Genomic DNA, 18,472 nt, shown 5'->3' on the forward strand with positions numbered 1-18,472 from the left:
CGGCGGATCCAGACGGCGTTCCCAGTAAGCGGGAAGAAGCGATTCTTCGAAGACCTCGCTCGAGTACGTTTCGTTCATGAATCCGGAACGGTCGTTTGGGAACGGGAGGTTGAACCGCTTCGTCGACGTCGACGAACTCGTCGCGTCCATCGGTCTCGACGAGGAGGAGATCGCCTGGCGAAAGGAGTTCGTCGGGTTCGACGAGGCCGACGAGCGACGGCTGGCCGATCTCGAGTCACTGCTCGACGCGAACGCGGATCAAATCGCCGACGAGTTCTACGAGAACCTCCTCGAACACGAGGAAGCCCACGCAATCGTCGACCGCTCACCCAAAGGGGTGGAGGCGCTAAAACGGACCCAGAGCGCGTACCTCGTTTCGCTCGCGACCGGGACGTACGACCAGGCGTATTTCAAGAACCGGGCCAGAATCGGGAAGCTCCACGAACTACTCGATATGCCGCTGAAACAGTACTTGGGGCAGTACGGCGTCTACTACGAGTTGCTGTTGACGCGGCTCAGCGAACGCGTCCAGCGACAGGTCGTCGACGCCGCCGAAGAGTGGGCACACGAGCGTGAGGAAGCCGAATCGGAGTCGACTCGAGCGATCGACGGCCTGATCGACGCGTTCGGATTCGGTGATGGAGGCGAGGGTCGGCCTTCCGAGGACGAACTCGCCCTGGAGAGGTCGTTCGAGGAGGCGATCAGGGCTGCTATCGACGACGGCATGATGGACGTCCTCGCGCTGTTGCGAATCATTAACCTCGACCTCCAGATCGCAGTCGACACGTACGTCGACTCCTACGCCAGGGATCTCGAGCGGGCGACCGAGCGCCGTCGCCAGCTGGCGTACGAGGTCGAATCGGACGTTCAGGCACCGATCGAGGAGCTGTACGACGCGAGCGAACTCGTCGCCAACCGGGCCGAATCGATCAGCGGTCACGCGGCGAACCAGGCGTCGGCCGTCAACCGGGTTTCGGGGGAACTCGAAGAGCAGAGTGCGGCCGTCGAGGAGATCGCGAGCACTGCCGACGAGGTACGCTCGGAGAGTGCCCGAACCGAGCGGCTGGCCGCGGCAGGCGTCGAGTCGGCCGACGATGCACTCGACGACCTCGAGGCGATCGACGAGGCGGCCGAGCAAACCGAGACGGCCGTCGAACGCCTCGAAGAACGGATCGACGAAATCGACGAGGTCGTCTCCCGACTCGAGAGTCTCTCCGAACGAACGGGGCTGTTAGCGACGAACGCGAAGATCGAGTCGACCCGGTCGGACGCCGGCGACGCCACGATGGGTGTGATCGCCGACGAAGTTCGAACGTTCGCCGAACGAACGAAACAGGATCTGACCTCGATCCAGGAGGCCGTCGAAGGCGTCCGTGCGGACGCCGTCGCGACGATCGAGGCGACGGAGGAGACTGTCGATCGGGTCGATGACGGAACGGACAGCGTTCGTCAGACGGTCGACTCGCTCGAGGCGATCCACGAATCGGCGCAGTCGACGGCGGCTGGGATGGAAGACGTCGCGACCGCGACCGACCAGCAAGCACGGAGCCTCGAGGTGACCGCGGAGACGGTCGGGGACGTCTCGACGGCCGCAGATCGGATCGCCGATGCGACCGAGTCACTGGCCGCCGCGAGCCAGGAACAGACGGCGAGCCTCCGAGACGTCGGCGACACCGTCGGTAGGCTCACCGACGATCCGGAGCCAGAGCCGCCGGTGTACGAACGGATCGAGTAGCGCCGTTACTCGACGGTCCGCTCGAGTTCGACGACGGTGACGTCCTCGAACGTCGCCTCACACGGCTGTCCGGAGACGACGCTACAGACGACCAGCCCGACGTGGATCGGTGTCGTCTGCTCGATCCGACGTTGATCGATCGCTGTCCACTCCTGGCCGTCCTGGGAGACGAAACACGTCACGTACCCGTCCAGAAGGTCGACGCGGAACCACTCCGATCGAGATTCCTCTCTGAGCTGTTGGCTCGTTCCGTCCTCACCACGCTGGGTACGCCAGAGGACTTCGGTCCCGAATCCGGGCGTCGCCCCGACGAATCCGTACGTCGAGGCGTCCTCGAGTTCGTCACGGATCATGAACCCGGCCTTGCTGAACGCGTCGACCTCCTCGATGTCGGTGACGCGGCCACGGATACTGACGGGGCCGTCGACGGGCGTATGGACGAAGTAGAAGTCGTTCCAGTGACGCCAGATATTGGTGCCGTCGGCGCTGACTGGCCACCGATCGGTTATCGGGTCGTACTCCGCTTTGCCCTCGGTCTGGAGCGTCCCAACCTCGATCTCGTCAGTGAGCTCGAGCGCCCTGTCAGCGTGGACGTCCGACCGATCGTCTGCGATGGGCTCGAGCACCATCGGACAGTTCGTGATCTCGAAGCGAGCACCGCCTTCGGGGCTCTCGCCGATCTCCAGGCTCCAGCCGCGTTGGACGCAGACGTCCGAGACGATGCTCAGGCCCATTCCGCTACCGTCCGATTCGGTGGTGTACCCCGCCTGAAGAACCGACTCTCGCTCGGATTCCGGAATTCCAGGGCCAGTATCTTCGACGTAGAATCCGTCCTCGAGCGGACCGACGCGGACGGTCACGTCCGACTCGCCGTGGTCGATCGCGTTTTTGAACAGGTTCTCGAAAACCGGCCGAACCGTCTCTTTGGCGGTGTAGACGCTTGCAGCGGGCGGCAACTCGTTCTCGAGGGTCGCATCGCGCGTGTAGAGGACGTTCCACACCGAGTCGGCAATTTCGACGAGTTCGTTCGCCCCCCGCTCGGGGGCGCTCGACAGGTCTTTTGCGATCGACTCGAGGTCGGTAACGATCTCTTCGATCCGCTCGAGTGACTCTTGTACGGCGTCGAAGGATTCGTCGGCCCCACTCGTTCGGGCGAGCTGAAGGTGTCCCATCGCCACCTGTAGCGGGTTCTTGAGGTCGTGTCTGACGTTCGTCGAGAACTTCTCGAACTGATCGCGGAGGATCTCGAGTTCCAGCTCCGTCCGTTTGAACTCGGTGATGTCGACAGTCATGCCGACCAAGCCCTTCGTGGTCCCGTCGTCGCCGATCCACGGAACCTTCGTCGTGCGCATCGCGTAGGCCGTTTTGCCGTCGCCGTACTGTTCGTCTCGGTCGTAGATCGGTTCGCCGGTCTCGACGACGCGAACGTCGTCCTCGTACGTCTTTCGGGCCATCTCCGGGTTGGCGTCACCGTAGATTTCGACGTCGGTTTTCCCGATCGCGTCGGCGGGATCGACGTTATCGGGGACCGACGCGACGCGGACGTATCGACCCTCCCGGTCTTTGACGTAGACGTTCGTCTCGATCTCCTCGAGCAGCGTGGTAAAAATCTCGCTCTCTTCGGCGGCTTCCCGTCGCCGGGAGTACGTATCGATCACGTCGTCGACGGCCCGGCGAACCGTTTCGGCAGAATCTGACCGCGTGTAGTATCCACTCGCACCGGCGTTGAGCGCCTGTCGAGCGATGCCGTGGCCCTCCTCGTGTTCGTCGACGTAGAAGACGACGGGGAGATCTGCCTCGAGTTGTTCGACCCGGCGACAGAGGTCGATCCCCGTCGTGTCCGACAGCGACCGGTCGGTGACGACGCAGCCGATATCCTCGCGCTCGTCGATCGTCTCGAGTGCGCTCGCACCCGTCTCCTCGAGGAGAACCTCCGTGGCGGCCCCGTCGAGGAGCATCTCGCGGAGGGCTGGCTCTCGGACCGATTCGCCGACGCCGACGACGACGGTCGGTTCGCCGAGCAACCGACTCACCGATCTGACACCTCGACTCGAGGGCGTGCGTGGCGTTCGGTCATCGTCTCGCGTCGTCGCCAGTTGCCGACCGCAAAGCGTGGCTCTCGTGACTCGACGACGTCACGGGACTGTCGTGTGACGTTTCCATCCGTACGAATACTCTCTCGTGTTCAGTGCCATTATCTTAGTGGCCTCGAAACCCGACTCACTCTCGAACGATTACACACTACCCGAACAGGTGTGCCACGATCTCGAGGCGCTCGAAGGAGCGCTCGAGGCCCTCGAACGAACCGGGAGCGAGTTGACAACCCGCTCTCACTGTCGACAGTGTCGGGATATCGGGACGGATCTCACTGTCGACAGTATCAGGGATATCGGGACGAATGGACGACTATGAGCAACCCAGTCGCCGAGTTGACCCGCGAACTGGTCGCCGTGCCGAGCCACGACGACGAGACGGCCGCCGGTGACGCCATCGAGCGCTGGCTCCGCGAGGAGACGACCGCCCGCGTAACTCGAGACGCCGTCGGAAACGTCCTCGCGCGCAAGCGGGCGGACGGATCCCCTCGAGACGAATCGGACGGCCGCCGATCGCTCGCGTTCGTCGGTCACCACGACGTCGTGCCGCCCGCCGACTCACAGATTCGAGACGCCCCCGAGCCAGGCGAGTACGTCGTCGAGGAGCGCGATGGGCGGATCTACGGGCGCGGCGCGGCGGATATGAAAGGTGCCGTCGCGGCCGCAATGGTCGCCTTCCGGGACGCGACGCCGCCCGAGGGAGCGGATCTCGTCTTCGCGAGTCTCGTCGGCGAGGAAGTCGGCGGCGTCGGCGCGCGCCACGCCATCGAGGAGGGGTTCGTCCCCGACCACGCCGTCGTCGGCGAGGGATCGACGAACTACTCGAGCCCCGGCGTCACCGATGTCGTCGTCGCCCATCGCGGTCGACGCGGCGTCACCGTCACCGCCCACGGCGTCGCCTCCCACGCGAGCGAACCAGAAGCGGGCGAAAACGCCATCTACCGCGCGGCCGAGGCCGTCGAGCGCGTTCGCGACCTCGAGTTCCCGTCGGTGGAAGTGGCCGGTGAAACGCTCGCCGGAAGCGTCGCCGTCACCGAGATCGACGGCGGGTCCGCGATCAACGTCGTTCCCGACCGGTGTTCGTTCACCGTCGACGAGCGGACCGTCCCCGGCGAACGGGCCGACCTCGAGATCCTGGCCGACGTTCCCGGCCTCGAGTGGGCCGTCGATCAGGACCTGCCGCCGATGCAGTGCGACGACGACGCGTTCGCCCGGTCGGTCCTCGAGGCGGCTCGCGAGAGCCAATCCGGTAAGCCGGAACTCGTGACGAAACCGCACGCGACGGACGCGGGGTGGCTCTCCCAGGCCGGGACGGAGTGTGTGATCGTCGGCCCCTCCGAACCCGGCGAGGCCCACACGAGAGACGAGAGCGTCTCGATCGCCGTCCTCGAGCGCTGCCGGGAGACCTACCGGACGATCGCGGAGTCGTGGCCGGCCTGATCGCTCGAGCGACGCTGGCAGGAAAGACCGCACTACTCGGGGTCGGACTCACTCGAGTCGTCGGCCGGCTGTTCGCGCTCGACGACCGCCCCGCCACCACACTCTGGGCACGACTCCTGTTCCGTATAGAAGCGCTCGCCGCAGTTCTGGCAGACGTAGGGGGTTCCCTCGTCGGCCGCCTGTTTCGCCTCGTGCGTGAACTTGCCGACCTTTCGCCCGAGATCCTCGAAGAGCCCCATCGTCTCTTCGTTGTCGCTCGAGTCGGAAAATAGTTCGCCGGCCGACCTACGTTCCCGGAACGCCGACTGCGCCGAACCCGGTGAGACCGAGTGCTGCGAGGACCCACAACACGATCAGGACGGTGACCCACGCGATGACGCCGATCATCGCCGCGGCGGTCCAGTCGGCGGGATACCGGACGTTGATGATCACTACGTACGCGACCAACGCGAGTAGCGGTCCCAGGAACGGAATCCAGCCGACGAAGAAACCGACCACTGCCCAGACGAGTGCCCCGATCAGGGCAGTGACGATCGCGTGGTCGAAATCGCCCGCGCCGACGATCACGCGTGCGCCGACGTAGATTCCGAGCGCGCCGAGTACCAGACTGACCGCGAAGACGATCGCCGAAGCGAGGACCATATCGGGAACACGTCGACGCGCTCGAACAGTCTAGGGCTTGCAGTTCCAGACGACGGGGACTCTCTACGAGTCTACCACCAGTTCGTCGGTGAATGAGGCGGGCACCGTGACCCCCGGTTCCGGAACCACGACGTTGATAGCGCCCGCCGTGCTAGGCCCGAAAAATGGCAAGCGAACAGTCATCGACCGAGACGGAGGCGTCCGACGTGTACGACGAGTTCGAGACCCGCGTCGAACGCATCTCCAACGTCGGCAACGCCGCCGGTATCCTGCGGTGGGACCAGGAGGTCGTCATGCCCGACGAGGGGACGCCAGCCCGTGCACAGCAGCTCTCCACGCTGTCCTCGATCAGCCACGAACTGCTCACCGACGAGGAAACCGGCCGACTCCTCGAGGAGCTCGAGGCCCGAGACCTCGACGACGAACGGGCCGCCGTCGTCCGCGAGGTTCGCCGTCAGTACGACCGAGAGACCAGCGTCCCGCAGGAACTCGTCGAGGAGATCTCCGAGACCACCGCCAACGCCCACCCCACGTGGAAGCAGGCCAAAGCGGAGGACGACTTCGAGACCTTCGCGCCCGTCCTCGAGAAGCTGGTCGAGCTCAAACGGGAGTACGCCCACCACATCGACCCCGACGCCGACCCCTACGAAGTCCTCTTTTCGGAGTACGAACCCTACATCGAGCTCGAAACTGCCGAAGAAATCCTCGAGCGGCTCCGCGACGAACTCGTCCCGCTGATCGACGCGATCGACGACAGTAGGGAGGCGCGACGCGCCTCGGACAGTCGGACGCAGTCTGACGACTCCGACCTCGAGACCGACGCGTTCGCGGGAACGTTCGACGACGACAATCAGGAGGCACTCGCACGCGACGTACTCGACTCGCTTGGCTACGACTGGGATCGCGGTCGGCTCGACACCGCACCGCACCCGTTTTCCTCGGGGACGCAGTTCGACGCCCGCGTCACGACGCGCTTCGAACCCGAGGATCTGCTCGGCTCGATCACGTCGACGATCCACGAGTTCGGGCACGCGAACTACACGCTCGGGCTCCCGGACGAGGCGTACGGAACGCCACTCGGCGAGGCCCGAGACCTCTCGGTCCACGAATCACAGTCCCGGCTCTGGGAGAACCACGTCGGTCGCTCCCGGCCGTTCTGGGAGCAGTTCTTGCCGGTCGCCCGCGAACGGTTCCCCGAACTCGAGGACGTCACACCCGAGGAGGCGTACGAGTCGGCAAACCAGGTGTACGACGACAACCTCATCCGCGTCGAGGCGGACGAACTCACCTACCACCTCCACATCGTCATCCGGTTCGAGATCGAACGCGGCCTGATCTCGGGCGACCTCGCGGTCGAAGACGTCCCCGAGACGTGGAACGACAAGTACGAGGAGTACCTCGGCGTCCGCCCCGAGACCGACGCCGAGGGCTGTCTCCAGGACATCCACTGGTCTCACGGCTCGTTCGGGTACTTCCCGACGTACTCGCTTGGCTCCGTCCTGGCGGCCCAACTGTACGCCGCCGCCGAAGACGAACTCGGAGAGCAAGACGATCGCATCCGCGACGGCGACTTCGAGGACCTGAACGGCTGGCTCCGCGAGAACGTCCACCGCCACGGGAAACGCTACACGACCCAGGAACTGATCGAACGGGCCACCGGCGAGGAGTTCACCGCCGACTACTTCCTCGAGTACGTCGACGCGAAGTACAGCGCGCTGTACGATCTCGAGTCCTGATCTCTTCCCGTTTCGACCCTCGAGTCTTATTTTCGAGCAGGTCTTAGACGCCTCCGATGATGGTGACGACCCACGCGCTGGTCGGGCTGTTCGTCGCCCTGCCAGTCGCGATTCTCGTTCCCGAACACGGCCCAACGGCCCTCGCCGCTGGCGCCCTGGGAGGTATCGTCCCCGACCTGGACGTCGTCGCGGAGCACCGCCGGACCCTCCACCAGCCGGTGTACGGAGTCGCCGCAGCCGCGGGTGCGCTTGCTGTGGCGGTCGTGGCCCCGACTGCGCTCACGCTCGGCCTGTTCGCGTTCCTGCTCGCCGCGACGCTTCACTGCGTCGGCGACGTCGTCAGCTGTGGGATCGGCGCCAGACCGTGGGATAACCCGCCGTCCGATCGGGCGGTTTACGACCACGTCCGCGAAACGTGGGTTCCCCCGCGGCGGTGGATTCCGTACGACGGATCGCCGGCCGACCTCGGCTTCGCGGCAGTGATCTCTCTGCCCCTCGTGGTGGTTCTGGAGGGGGGCTGGGAACTCCTGATCGTCGGCTTACTCGCCGTCTCGATCGGCTACACCCTCAGCCGAAAGCGCCTCGAGGACGTCGCGACGTGGGGCGCTCGATTGCTCCCGTCCCGGTTCCGGCGGTACGTTCCCGAGCGATACCTCGTCTCCTGATCCTGCCTGCGACTCGATCACCTGGCGTCGACCGCTATCGCGTGGAGCGAAACACCGACGGTGCTGGCGGACCCAAGTGGAGGCGACCATGTCATCCGACCGTCGGCTCCAGGAACAGACGGCGATCGTCACCGGTGCGAGCGCCGGAATCGGGGCGGCGACCGCCCGAAAGCTCGCAGCCGAGGGCGCGAATCTCTCACTCGCGGCACGGAGCGAGCGTCGGCTCTCGACGCTCGCCGAGGAACTCGAGGCGGAGTACGGGATCGACGCACTGGCGGTCCCGACGGACGTCAGGGCGGAGGACGACGTCGACGCGTTGATCGACGAGACCGTCGAGACCTTCGGTGGGCTGGACGTCCTCGTGAACAACGCGGGGCTCTCGCGGGGCAGCGACGTCGCCGCGATGACGACCGAGGAGTACGAGACGATCCAGGAGACGAACGTCGACGGCGTCTTCTACGCGACGCGGGCGGCGATCCCCTACGTCAGCGAGCGCGAGGGTCACCTGATCTTCGTCGGGAGCTTCGCAGGGCAGTATCCGCGCTCGTTCAACCCGGTTTACGCCGCCTCGAAGTGGTGGGTACGAGGATTTGCGAAGAGCGTCGCGGCCCAGGTCGGCGACGAGGGGGTCGGCGTCACCGTCGTCAACCCCGCCGAGGTTCGCTCGGAGTTCGAGACGACCGACGGCTCGACGTTCGCGGAGGCCTTCGAGGAGGGTGAGGCGAGCGAACCCGAAGAGGTCGCCGACGCCATCGCCTTCGCTGCCACGCGCGAGGGCTCGAGCGTGAGCGAACTCGACGTCAACAGGCGGGACAAGTTCGCGGACAACTTCTGATCGCCGATGGACCGGTCGAACGCGTTTCGACGGGAGCTACTTTCGCTCGGGAGCGGTGGGCTCGTGACGATCGCCGGCTGTACCTCCACAACGCGCGACCGCGACGCGACCGACGACGGGACGGAGACTGGCGACGACGAATCCGCGACCGACGATCCACTCGACTCGCTCGAGGGGCTGTCGAAATCGCGACTCGAGCGCTGCGAGGAGGCGTACGTGGCGGACCACTACGAGGCCGAGGACGGAACGGCCGGCCTGGTGACGCTCGAGGTCGGAAAATCGAGTTAGTCCGACGACTGGGTGACGGACCGGCATAAGGGGGATGGTCCTGCCGGCAGTACCGTTAGGCCGGGAGCACCGCTGGACTCGAGCATGCGAGTTTCGATTCCGGGCGTTCCGGGCGTCTACTACGACACCGATTCGGGAACCACGGCGATTGCCGTCGTCACGACCGCCGCTGGTCGGTACGCACCGAAACCGAAGGGGTACGCCATCCAACTACTGCCGTACCTCTGGTCGTTCGACGTCGACTTGCACGAAGTGCCGAACGACCACCCCATCCAGTTCCTTCACCCCGAAGGCGCACACAGTCTCGGCACCCTCTCGAGCGGGCAGGGACCGCGGCGGGCCGGCGACGACCTCGAGTCCGTACTCCGATTCGTCTGGTCTGTCAACCGCGAGGTCGAGTCGGCGACGAATCGTCTGGTCGGCCGTTCGCCGGACCACGACGGCGTCGTCATCGAGATCCAGGAAGGAAGCGTCGGCGGCAGCGATGGGGGATGCGACGCGGACGAGTTCGACAAAGGCGACGGACTGTAGCGGCGGGCACGACCGATTCGCCCGAACGCTCGGTCACCGTCGATGCAGTCGGATCCGAACGTCCTCCGCTGGGCCGAACGTCGTCGTTGGCGAGATCTTCGGATCTGGGTCGCTCAGCAGTTCCAGATCGAACCGCCGAAGTAGGGTTGCGACGATCAGCGTCATCTCGAGGGTCGCAAACCGCATGCCGATGCAGTGGCGGGGTCCCCCGCCAAACGGGAAGTAGGCGTACTCCGGGCGGTCGTCTTCGGCCTCGTCGGTCCAGCGCTCCGGCCTGAACTCCTCGGGTGCGTCGTAGAAGCGCTCGTCGCGGTGAATGCGAAACTGGGGCAGGGTGAGAATCGTCCCCTCGGGGATCCGGTAGCCGCCGATCACGACGTCCTCGAGTGCCCGTCGGAACAACATGTAGACCGGCGGGTAGCGCCGCATCGCTTCCGTGATCACCGCGTCGATGTACTCGAGATCCCGGACGTGCTCGGCGCTCGGCCGATCGTCACCGACGACCGACTCGAGTTCGGCACGGAGTTCGTCGACGACGTCGTCGTGCTGGGCGAGGAGCAAGAACGTGTACGTGAGCGCGACCGAACTCGTCTCGTGGCCGGCGAAGAGGAGCGTGACGAGATTGTCGCGGATCTCCGCCTCCGAGAGCGCGCCTCCTTCCGATCCGCCGGCGCGGACGAGAACCGAGAGCAGGTCGTCGCCGTCGGATCCCGTCGCTCGCCGCTGGCCGATCAGTTCGTCGACCCGTCGTCTGTACTCGTCCATCGTTCGCTCGAAGCGCCGGTCGGCCAGCGACGGGACCCACTCGGGGAGAAACGTCGACAGTCGCCGTGCGTCGGCACGCTCGTTGATCGCTCGCGCGGCCCGGACGACCGCCTCGTCGTCCGACGTCGGATCGACCTCGAGATCGAACAACGCTTCGGCCAGTATTCGGAGCGTGAGTCGGGAAAACTCCCGGTTCGCCGCGATCACCTCGCCGTCGTCCCAGCGGTTCGCCGCCCGGTCGGCGTACGTCGCCATCGTCTCTGCGTACGACTGTACCCGATCGGTGGTGAAGACGGGTTGCATCACGCCACGTTGGCGTCGCCACTGCTCGCCGTCGCTCATCACGAGCCCCTCCGCACCGATGTCGAGGCCGAGGTCGGCGAAGAGGTAGCGCTCGAACCGTTCGTGTTCGGACACCAGCACGCGCTCGACGTGGTCGGGGTGTAACAGCGCGGTGAACGTGTTCCCCACGATGCTGTATCGGACGACGTCCCCGTGTGCCGAAACGACGTCGTAGAAGCCGAACGGATCGTTGACGACCTGGAACGCGTTCCCGACGATTGGGTAGCCGGCGGGAGCCGGCGCAAGCGGATACTCCTCGATCGGACGATCACTCTCGTTTCCGTCGCCCGCGTCGATCCCCTGACCGGTTCCGTCGGTGGCCGACGATCCTGATGCCATACTCAGTGAGACGAGCCCTCGGCGGATCCGGATTACCTCGAACATCCTAGGGTATTTTTATACTCGAGGTCGAATGTCCACCGATGAGGTACCTCGACGTCCGGATTCGCCAGCCCGACTGGATGCTCCACCCGATGCAGGAGTTCATCCGATACGACGACGCCGTCCGGTACGAGGAGCTACTCACGTGGAACATTCAGGAGGGGGCGGGTCTCGAGTACGAACTGTTCTACGTCGAGGGCGACCTCGAACGCTACCGGGAGGTGATCAAGGGCGTCGAGTCGATCCGTGACTACCGGATCGCGCCGATCGACGAGGAATCGTTCCACGTCTGGGCGTGCCAGGAAACCCGACCCGAGGACCGATCGTGGCGCACGGCGTTTGCCGACCGGAACCTACTCGTCGTTCCGCCGGTTCGGTTCGACGACGACGCCGCCATGGGCATGACGCTCGTGGGGGAGGGTGAGGACCTGCAGGCGGTGCTCGAGGAGCTACCCGCTGACGTCGAAACGACGGTCGAGGAGATCGGCACGTACGATCGCCGCGGGGGGACAGTCGCTGGGACTCTCACCGACCGCCAGCTCGAGGCGGCGAGTACGGCGCTCCAGCTGGGTTACTACGACGTGCCGCGAACCGCGACGCTCGCCGACGTCGCGGCCGAACTCGGCTGTGCCGAGAGCTCCGCGTCCGTGGCGCTCAGACGGGCACAGCGAGCGGTTTTCTCGTGGGTGCTCGAGCGCTACGGCGGCGCAGTTGGAACGTCGACGAGGAGCGACGGTCCGGCCGACTCCTGACTGACCGCACTCGTAGACGAGACGACGATCGATCGTGGCTCGAGCCGGCCGTTTTTGTCCTCGGGGTGCCTACGCCAACTCATGCGTATCGTCACCATGCTCCCCTCGGCGACGGAGATCGTCGTCGCGCTCGGGATCGATCCGGTTGGCGTCTCCCACGAGTGTGACTTCCCGCCGCGGATCGAGTCGAACCCGTCGGTCACTCGCTCACGAATCGACGCCGACGCCTCGAGCGAGGAGATCGACCGCCAGGTGCTCGAGGTCGGCGAAGACGGAGTCTACGAGGTCGACCTCGAGACGCTCGAGGAACTCGAGCCGGAGCTGATCGTCACGCAGGGGATGTGTGACGTCTGTGCGGTCGACGAGGCCGTCGTCGCCGACGCCGTCGACGAGATCGCGGCCGATCCCGAGGTGCTGACGACCGATCCCCACAGCGTCGGCGACGTACTCGCGGACGTCGAACGGATCGGGCGGGCAGCCGGACGCGAGGAACGCGCTCGCGAGGTCCGTGCCGGCCTCGAGGAGCGGATCGACCGCATCCGAAAACGAGTCGCGGGTCGCGGTTCCGAGGGAGCGGGAATCGACGACCGGCCGCGGGTCGCCATCTTCGACTGGACGGATCCGGTCATGATCGCCGGTCACTGGACGGCCGAACTCGTCGAGTGGGCCGGCGGCGAGTACGGGCTGGCCGGCGTCGGCGAGGCTTCCCGGCCGCGCGAGTGGGCGGAGATCCGCGAGTACGACCCCGAAATCGTGATCGTCGCCCCCTGCGGGTTCTCCCTCGAGCAGACGGCCGCAAACCGCACCGATCTCACCGACCGCGACGGCTGGGCCGACCTGACGGCCGTCCGCGAGGGACGGGTCTGGGCGATGGACGGCAACCACTACCTCAACCGGCCGGGGCCACGGCTGGTGGAGACGCTCGAGGCGCTCGCGCCGATCGTCCGGCCGGAAACGTTCGACCCGTCGATCGCGCCGTCGTCGGGCGAGTACGGGGAGTTGGTGTGTCCGTTCGACGAACTCGGTCGACGAGGCCCGCTCGAGGGACGCGACGGCGACGCTCGGGCCGAGCCGTGAGTCCGAATCGCGATCCAGACGAGTCCGGCGCGAGCCCGATCGACCGGGAGCGTCACCGCTCGCCCGACGAACCCGCCGACGCCGCCGTTTCTGGCCCCGTACTCGTCGTTCCCGACGCCGTTCGTGACGCCATCCTCGAGCGCGCCCGTGCCGGGCGACCTCACGAGGTCTGTGGCGTTCTCGGCGGACCGTTCGATCCCGACGGGCGAAGCCGCGTTCGATCGCAGTACCCCGCCGAGAACGTCGCCGACCGACCTCGAATGCGATACCGAATCGACCCCGAGGAGCAATTCCAGATCTTCGAACAACTCGAGGAGCGGGGGGAAGAGATCATCGGCTTCTACCACTCTCACCCGCGTGGACCGGCGGAACCGAGTGAGACCGATGTCTCGGAGGCAACCTGGCCGGAGCGGTCCTACCTGATCGTCTCGCTAGAACCCCTCGAGATCGGGTCCTGGCGCTGGCGGCCGGTCGACGCCGGAAACGACGCGAGCTCCGAGCCCAGGGGGCGATTCGAACGCGAGCGACTCCTCCTCGAGTAAATATCCGTCCCTCGTCCTCCGTTTGCCCGTACAAATCGAGTGATACGGCCCCGACCCTTGGAGGAATCAATAGTTAAGGGGTGTGGAATGCAGTATGTGGTATGGACGTCATCCACGCCGCAATCTGGGTATCGGATCTCGACGACGCCCGCGCGTTCTTCGTCGACGCACTCGACCTCGAGGAGAACTGGTCGTTCACGCTCGACGGTATCGAAAACGTCTACGTCGGCGGCGATCACGGTGAGATTCAGCTTCGGTACGATCCCGACCGGGAGGATCCGGATCCGGACCGGACGGAACTGGACCACCTTGCAGTCTCGGTCGAGGACGTCGACGCGACGACCGAACGCGTCGTCGAGGAAACCGGCTGCGACGTCGTCGACGGACCGCTGACGGTCGACGACGCCGACGCCCGCGTCTCGTTTCTCGAAGGTCCGGACGGCTACGTCGTCGAACTGGTCGAACCGCTCGAGTAACTGCGATGACCCCGCAGATACACCGGAAAATCGCTCATAAGGGGTGTCGGAGGCGCCATCGTGTTCCTGCGACGAATCGGGGGACGGTCACGAGAGATCGGTCACAGCTATCCCAGTACCGATCTCCGGCCGGGAGATGGCCGTCGAACGCAACTCGTGTTGATCGACGGCGAACTGGATTCTGTCCCCCGTACGACGGTTCCACTCGTGATCGACCGAGATAGGGCTGACAGTGGCTTTTTCCCATCGCTCGCCGAACAGTCCGGCATGACGTTCGCTACGATGCTCCGCGACCGCGAGTCACTCGTCGGTACCTGGGTCGCACTGAACGATCCGGCAGTCGCCGAGATCAGCGCCAGCCTCGAGTTCGACGCTGTCGTAATCGACGGCGAGCACTCGGTCAACTCGATCGAGACGATCACCGAGATGGCCCGCGCAGTGGACGCCGCCGATGCCGGCGGCGACAGCGACCCCGGGACGATCGTCCGCCTCTCGACGAACGATGCGACGGAGATCAAGCGCGTCCTCGATGCCGGCGTAGACGGTGTGATGGCTCCGATGATAGACGACCCCCAGGACGCGCAGGCGTTCGTCGAGGCCACCCGCTACCCACACGAGGGCGTCCGTGGCGTCGGCTACGGCCGCGCCACCGAGTACGGGGAGGCCTTCCCCGAGTATGTCGACCGGGCGAACGACGAGATCGTCACGATCGCCCAGATCGAAACCGAAGCCGGCCTCGAGAACGTCGAGGAGATCGCCGCCGTCGACGGCCTCGACGGCCTGTTCGTCGGGCCGGCCGACCTTTCGGCCGCGCTCGGGATCTTCGGTGAGACCGAAAGCGACGAGTTTCTCGCAGCCGTCGACCGCACTCTCGAGGCAGGCCACGCGGTCGACAAACCGGTCTCGATACTCGCGCTCGATGGAGACGAGATCGAACGGTGGGTCGACCACGGTTTCGACATCGTGTTCGCTGGCGTCGACATCGACTACGTGAAGATGGGCGGACGGCGCGCAAAGGCGGCGTTCGAGGATGCCGCCGGGACTCGAGACGAGTAATCCGACGTGTCGGTTCGATACTGGGACGGAGAATCAGCACCACGAGCGATGTACACGCCAGGTCGGCACGAATCCAGACGGCGGCCGCTACAGCCGCTTGCTTACGTACGGCCCGTCCTGGTGATAGCCGAGTTTCTCCCGGTAGTACTCTCGAGCGCCGATACCCGAAATCACACTCAGCTTGTCGTAGCCCGCCTCTGACGCCAGCGTCTCGGCGCGTTCCATCAGCCGACGGCCGTAGCCCTGGTGTTGGTGCTGGCCACTCTCGCTCTCGCCACCGACGGCAACCTCCGTCCCGTAGACGTGAAGTTCGCGGACGAGCGCGGCGTTCTCGAGTTCCGGCCGGACGGGCGAGTTGGGAAATCGGAGCCGGCAGAAGCCGACGAGGAGGTCCGTCTCGAAATCCTCGAACGAGATGAAGTGTTCCGTCCCGCCACAGACTTCGTAGGTCATGACGTCGAGTTCGACGGTTTCGGGTTCCTCGTCGTTCATCCCGGCCTCCCGACAGCGGATGCAATCACAGGAGCCGCCGCGCTCGTCGAGTCGCTGGCGTGCGAGTTGTCGCAGGTTCGACTTCCAGACGCCCGCGTCGATGTGATCGGCGGGGATGTCCCGTTGGACGCGCTGGAGTCTGGTGTATCGGGGGATCATCTCCTTGATCTCCGCGACGAGTTCGGCGGCCTCGTCGTTCGAGAGCGGCTCGTACTCGCCTCTGTGCCACCAGTCGTAGGTCGCGGTGTCGCGGACGACCAGCGTCGGGTAGATCTTCAGGTAATCCGGCCGCCACTGCTCGTTTTCGAAGAGTTCACGGAAATCCTCGAGACACATCTCTTTCGACATGCCGGGCTGGCCCGGCATCATGTGGAAGCCGACCTTGAACGCCGAGTCGCGCAGGCGGCGGTTGGCGTCGATCGAGTCCTGGGTGCCGTGGCCGCGGTGCATTTCTCGATTTATCCGCTCGTAGGTGGTCTGGACCCCTACTTCGACCTTGGTCCCGCCCAGCTCGAGCATTCGGTCGATCTGCTCGGGATCGCACCAGTCGGGTTTCGTCTCGAACGTAGTCCCGATGTTGCGGACGTCGTTCGTCTCGTTTTCGGCGATGACGTCCTCGACGTAGCGCCACTCGTACTCGTCGGGATCCTGGGCGAAGCTGACACCCTCCGCCGGCTCCGGTTGCTTGTCGACGTCGAAATCGTTCATCGCCTCGAGTGCGCGCTTGACGAACCACTCCTGGTAGTCGTGGCTCCGGGCGGTCATCGTCCCACCCATCAGGATGAGTTCGACCTTGTCGACGGGGTGGCCGATCTCGCGCAGTTGCTCGAGTCGGAGCGTCACCTGCCCGTAGGGGTCGTAATCGTTCTGGACGCCACGGGCCGCGGCGGGTTCCTCGCCCGTGTAGCTCTGGGACGAGGAGAACTCGGAGTCGGGGCCGCCGGGACAGTAGAGACACTTCCCGTGGGGACACCGTTCGGGCGAGGTCATGATCGCGACCGGCGAGACACCCGACGCGGTGCGGACGGGCTTGCGCTGGAGAACCTCCTCGAGTTCCTCGCGGCGCTCGAGGGGTGCGTAATCGAGCACCTCGGAGTTTTTCGGCACCTTCGGTGCGGAGTGCTCCGAGCAGGCCTCGAGTTTGGCTTTCTCGACCTCGTCGCGTTCGATCTCGCCGGCGAGGATGCGCTCGACGAGCGCCTCACAGACCTGCTCGAACGCGTCGGTCTCGGTCGGATCGGGCGTCTCGGTACTCACTACAGGGATTTCGTCGCGCGTCGCGAATAAGCGTGTCGGACTCGCGAACGGAGCTCACCCCGGTCGTGAACTGCTGTCCTCCCCACGGCCGTACTGTTCGCGCGTGATCGTGTACCGGTGGCGGTCGACGATTCGACCGTCCGGCCGAACCGTCGCGTTTCGAATTACGCCGTCGTAGCCGCCACCGAAGCGCTCGACGTAGCCCTCGACTGCGGATCGGGACTTCTCGTTTCCGTCCTCGACTGGAATCGCGACGAGATCCAGATCGAGCCGGTCGAACGCGAGTTCGATCAACGCCGCCGCTCGCTCGCCGGAGTAGCCCCGACCCCAGAACCGCTTTCGCAACCAGATCCCCGGCGTCGCCGTTTGCGTCTCCCGGTCGACGATCAGACAGGCCGCTCCCGCGATCTCGCCGGCACCGTCCTCGCCCTCCCGCGGTCGGATCAGATACTGCGCTCGCGTCCCGTCATCCCACTTCGCCTCGAGGTCCTCGACGACGACCGGGGGGACGTGAATGAGGTCGTGTTCGAGAAACGCCGTCCACCACGACGGGCGCTCGTGGGCGTTCGCCTCCTGGAGGTAAACGTAGAACCGGTCGTCGTCGACAAGGCGGATCTCGTGCTGGACGATTTCGGATCCCTCCGCCAGCGCGTCCACGTAGACGTCCGGATCGCCGTGGACGAAACTGAGCTGGTTGAGAACCATCCCGCGACTCATTCGCCACGTGAGCAGTTCCTCCCGGACGATCGCCTCGCTCGAGGCGAGTGTGCGACTGAGCTCCGACTGGTAGGCCGGACCCGGCTCGACGGTCAGATCGACGAACTGCATCGTACGAACGGGTTGGACGCCCGAAAAGAAATGCGCGCCGATCGTCGACACGCCGGTCTCGCGCCCCCTGGGAAGAGACGAACGGCCCGTCGACGTGCCCAACGCTGGACAAGTGGGACCACGTTTGAGAGCGACTAAGACGGTCTCGAGCGCCCTCGAACGCATGAAGGAGTACACGTATTTGGCTGGTGCGATCGTCACCGAAGTGATCGGCACGTCGGCGCTGAAGCTGTCGAACGGGTTCGAACACGCGGCGTTGGGTGGACTCGCCATCGCTCTCTACGTCGTCTCGTTTTACTTCGTGAGCCAGGCGCTGACGTTCCTTCCTGTCGGACTCGTCTACGCAACGTGGTCCGCGGTCGGGATCGTCGGTCTGGCGGCGATCGGAATCGTCTTCTTCGACGAAACGGTCGACCTCGCCGCAGTCGTTGGATTCGTCCTCGTCATCGCCGGCGTCGTGTTACTCAACGTCTACTCGTCGGCGTACAACCCAGCGTAAGCCGGTCGACCGGAGGTGGCTTCGGATCGAGAGGGGACAG

At 65.4% G+C, this 18,472-nt stretch carries 18 protein-coding genes and 1 pseudogene; 13 read left to right on the forward strand and 6 right to left on the reverse strand.

Features of this window, described 5'->3' with window-relative positions; translation table 11 throughout:
- Positions 1 to 76: 76 nt before the first annotated feature.
- Positions 77 to 1,735, forward strand: a complete 1,659-nt coding sequence (locus tag GRS80_RS11480) for a globin-coupled sensor protein (RefSeq protein WP_160047662.1) — start codon at positions 77 to 79, stop codon at positions 1,733 to 1,735.
- A gap of 5 nt (positions 1,736 to 1,740) precedes the next feature.
- Here GRS80_RS11480 and GRS80_RS11485 read toward each other — a convergent pair whose 3' ends face one another.
- Entirely contained in the window at positions 1,741 to 3,768 is a 2,028-nt protein-coding gene (locus GRS80_RS11485; RefSeq protein ID WP_160047663.1) for an ATP-binding protein, read from the reverse strand.
- Positions 3,769 to 4,143: 375 nt separating this feature from the next.
- On the opposite strand from GRS80_RS11485, the gene GRS80_RS11490 reads away from it, so the two are divergent.
- The gene (locus GRS80_RS11490; RefSeq protein WP_160047664.1) at positions 4,144 to 5,268 is read left to right on the forward strand and encodes a M20/M25/M40 family metallo-hydrolase; all 1,125 of its coding nucleotides are present in this window, start codon (positions 4,144 to 4,146) and stop codon (positions 5,266 to 5,268) included.
- Positions 5,269 to 5,300: 32 nt separating this feature from the next.
- Here GRS80_RS11490 and GRS80_RS11495 read toward each other — a convergent pair whose 3' ends face one another.
- The gene (locus tag GRS80_RS11495; RefSeq protein WP_160047665.1) at positions 5,301 to 5,507 is read right to left on the reverse strand and encodes a zinc ribbon domain-containing protein; all 207 of its coding nucleotides are present in this window, start codon (positions 5,505 to 5,507) and stop codon (positions 5,301 to 5,303) included.
- A gap of 46 nt (positions 5,508 to 5,553) precedes the next feature.
- Complete coding sequence (locus GRS80_RS11500) at positions 5,554 to 5,910, reverse strand: hypothetical protein (RefSeq protein WP_160047666.1); 357 nt, start codon at positions 5,908 to 5,910, stop codon at positions 5,554 to 5,556.
- 164 nt (positions 5,911 to 6,074) lie between these two features.
- Here GRS80_RS11500 and GRS80_RS11505 point away from each other — a divergent pair, with 164 nt between their 5' ends.
- From GRS80_RS11505 to GRS80_RS11525, 5 genes and pseudogenes are all read left to right on the forward strand, one after another.
- On the forward strand, positions 6,075 to 7,646 hold the full coding sequence (locus GRS80_RS11505; RefSeq protein ID WP_160047667.1) for a carboxypeptidase M32: 1,572 nt from the start codon (positions 6,075 to 6,077) through the stop codon (positions 7,644 to 7,646).
- A gap of 59 nt (positions 7,647 to 7,705) precedes the next feature.
- Positions 7,706 to 8,311 carry a metal-dependent hydrolase gene (locus tag GRS80_RS11510; protein WP_160047809.1) on the forward strand — a complete coding sequence of 202 codons (606 nt, stop codon included), beginning with the start codon at positions 7,706 to 7,708 and terminating at the stop codon, positions 8,309 to 8,311.
- An 88-nt stretch (positions 8,312 to 8,399) separates the two neighbouring features.
- Complete coding sequence (locus tag GRS80_RS11515) at positions 8,400 to 9,146, forward strand: SDR family oxidoreductase (RefSeq protein WP_160047668.1); 747 nt, start codon at positions 8,400 to 8,402, stop codon at positions 9,144 to 9,146.
- A 6-nt stretch (positions 9,147 to 9,152) separates the two neighbouring features.
- Entirely contained in the window at positions 9,153 to 9,434 is a 282-nt protein-coding gene (locus GRS80_RS11520) for a hypothetical protein (protein WP_160047669.1), read from the forward strand.
- Between the two features lie 84 nt (positions 9,435 to 9,518).
- Positions 9,519 to 9,908, forward strand: a pseudogene (locus GRS80_RS11525) (hypothetical protein); the annotation flags it as partial.
- A gap of 90 nt (positions 9,909 to 9,998) precedes the next feature.
- Here GRS80_RS11525 and GRS80_RS11530 read toward each other — a convergent pair.
- Complete coding sequence (locus GRS80_RS11530; RefSeq protein WP_160047671.1) at positions 9,999 to 11,411, reverse strand: cytochrome P450; 1,413 nt, start codon at positions 11,409 to 11,411, stop codon at positions 9,999 to 10,001.
- An 83-nt stretch (positions 11,412 to 11,494) separates the two neighbouring features.
- Here GRS80_RS11530 and GRS80_RS11535 point away from each other — a divergent pair, with 83 nt between their 5' ends.
- From GRS80_RS11535 to GRS80_RS11555, 5 genes are all read left to right on the forward strand, one after another.
- Positions 11,495 to 12,205, forward strand: a complete 711-nt coding sequence (locus GRS80_RS11535) for a helix-turn-helix domain-containing protein (RefSeq protein WP_160047672.1) — start codon at positions 11,495 to 11,497, stop codon at positions 12,203 to 12,205.
- 81 nt (positions 12,206 to 12,286) lie between these two features.
- Positions 12,287 to 13,282, forward strand: a complete 996-nt coding sequence (locus GRS80_RS11540; RefSeq protein WP_160047673.1) for an ABC transporter substrate-binding protein — start codon at positions 12,287 to 12,289, stop codon at positions 13,280 to 13,282.
- Between the two features lie 38 nt (positions 13,283 to 13,320).
- Entirely contained in the window at positions 13,321 to 13,824 is a 504-nt protein-coding gene (locus GRS80_RS11545; protein WP_343161554.1) for a desampylase, read from the forward strand.
- 101 nt (positions 13,825 to 13,925) lie between these two features.
- Positions 13,926 to 14,300 (forward strand): VOC family protein, encoded by a 375-nt coding sequence (locus GRS80_RS11550; RefSeq protein ID WP_160047674.1) that lies wholly within the window; start codon positions 13,926 to 13,928, stop codon positions 14,298 to 14,300.
- Positions 14,301 to 14,567: 267 nt separating this feature from the next.
- Positions 14,568 to 15,356, forward strand: coding sequence for an aldolase/citrate lyase family protein (locus GRS80_RS11555; RefSeq protein WP_160047675.1), 789 nt, complete (start codon positions 14,568 to 14,570; stop codon positions 15,354 to 15,356).
- Positions 15,357 to 15,443: 87 nt separating this feature from the next.
- Here GRS80_RS11555 and GRS80_RS11560 read toward each other — a convergent pair whose 3' ends face one another.
- Positions 15,444 to 17,105, reverse strand: a complete 1,662-nt coding sequence (locus tag GRS80_RS11560) for a tRNA uridine(34) 5-carboxymethylaminomethyl modification radical SAM/GNAT enzyme Elp3 (RefSeq protein WP_343161544.1) — start codon at positions 17,103 to 17,105, stop codon at positions 15,444 to 15,446.
- A gap of 54 nt (positions 17,106 to 17,159) precedes the next feature.
- The gene (locus GRS80_RS11565) at positions 17,160 to 17,933 is read right to left on the reverse strand and encodes a GNAT family protein (protein WP_235019720.1); all 774 of its coding nucleotides are present in this window, start codon (positions 17,931 to 17,933) and stop codon (positions 17,160 to 17,162) included.
- A gap of 163 nt (positions 17,934 to 18,096) precedes the next feature.
- On the opposite strand from GRS80_RS11565, the gene GRS80_RS11570 reads away from it, so the two are divergent.
- Positions 18,097 to 18,432 (forward strand): multidrug efflux SMR transporter, encoded by a 336-nt coding sequence (locus tag GRS80_RS11570; RefSeq protein ID WP_160047676.1) that lies wholly within the window; start codon positions 18,097 to 18,099, stop codon positions 18,430 to 18,432.
- Positions 18,433 to 18,472 lie beyond the last annotated feature (40 nt).

The organism is Natrialba sp. INN-245, from assembly GCF_009807105.1.
Classification (GTDB): Archaea; Halobacteriota; Halobacteria; order Halobacteriales; family Natrialbaceae; genus Natrarchaeobius; species Natrarchaeobius swarupiae.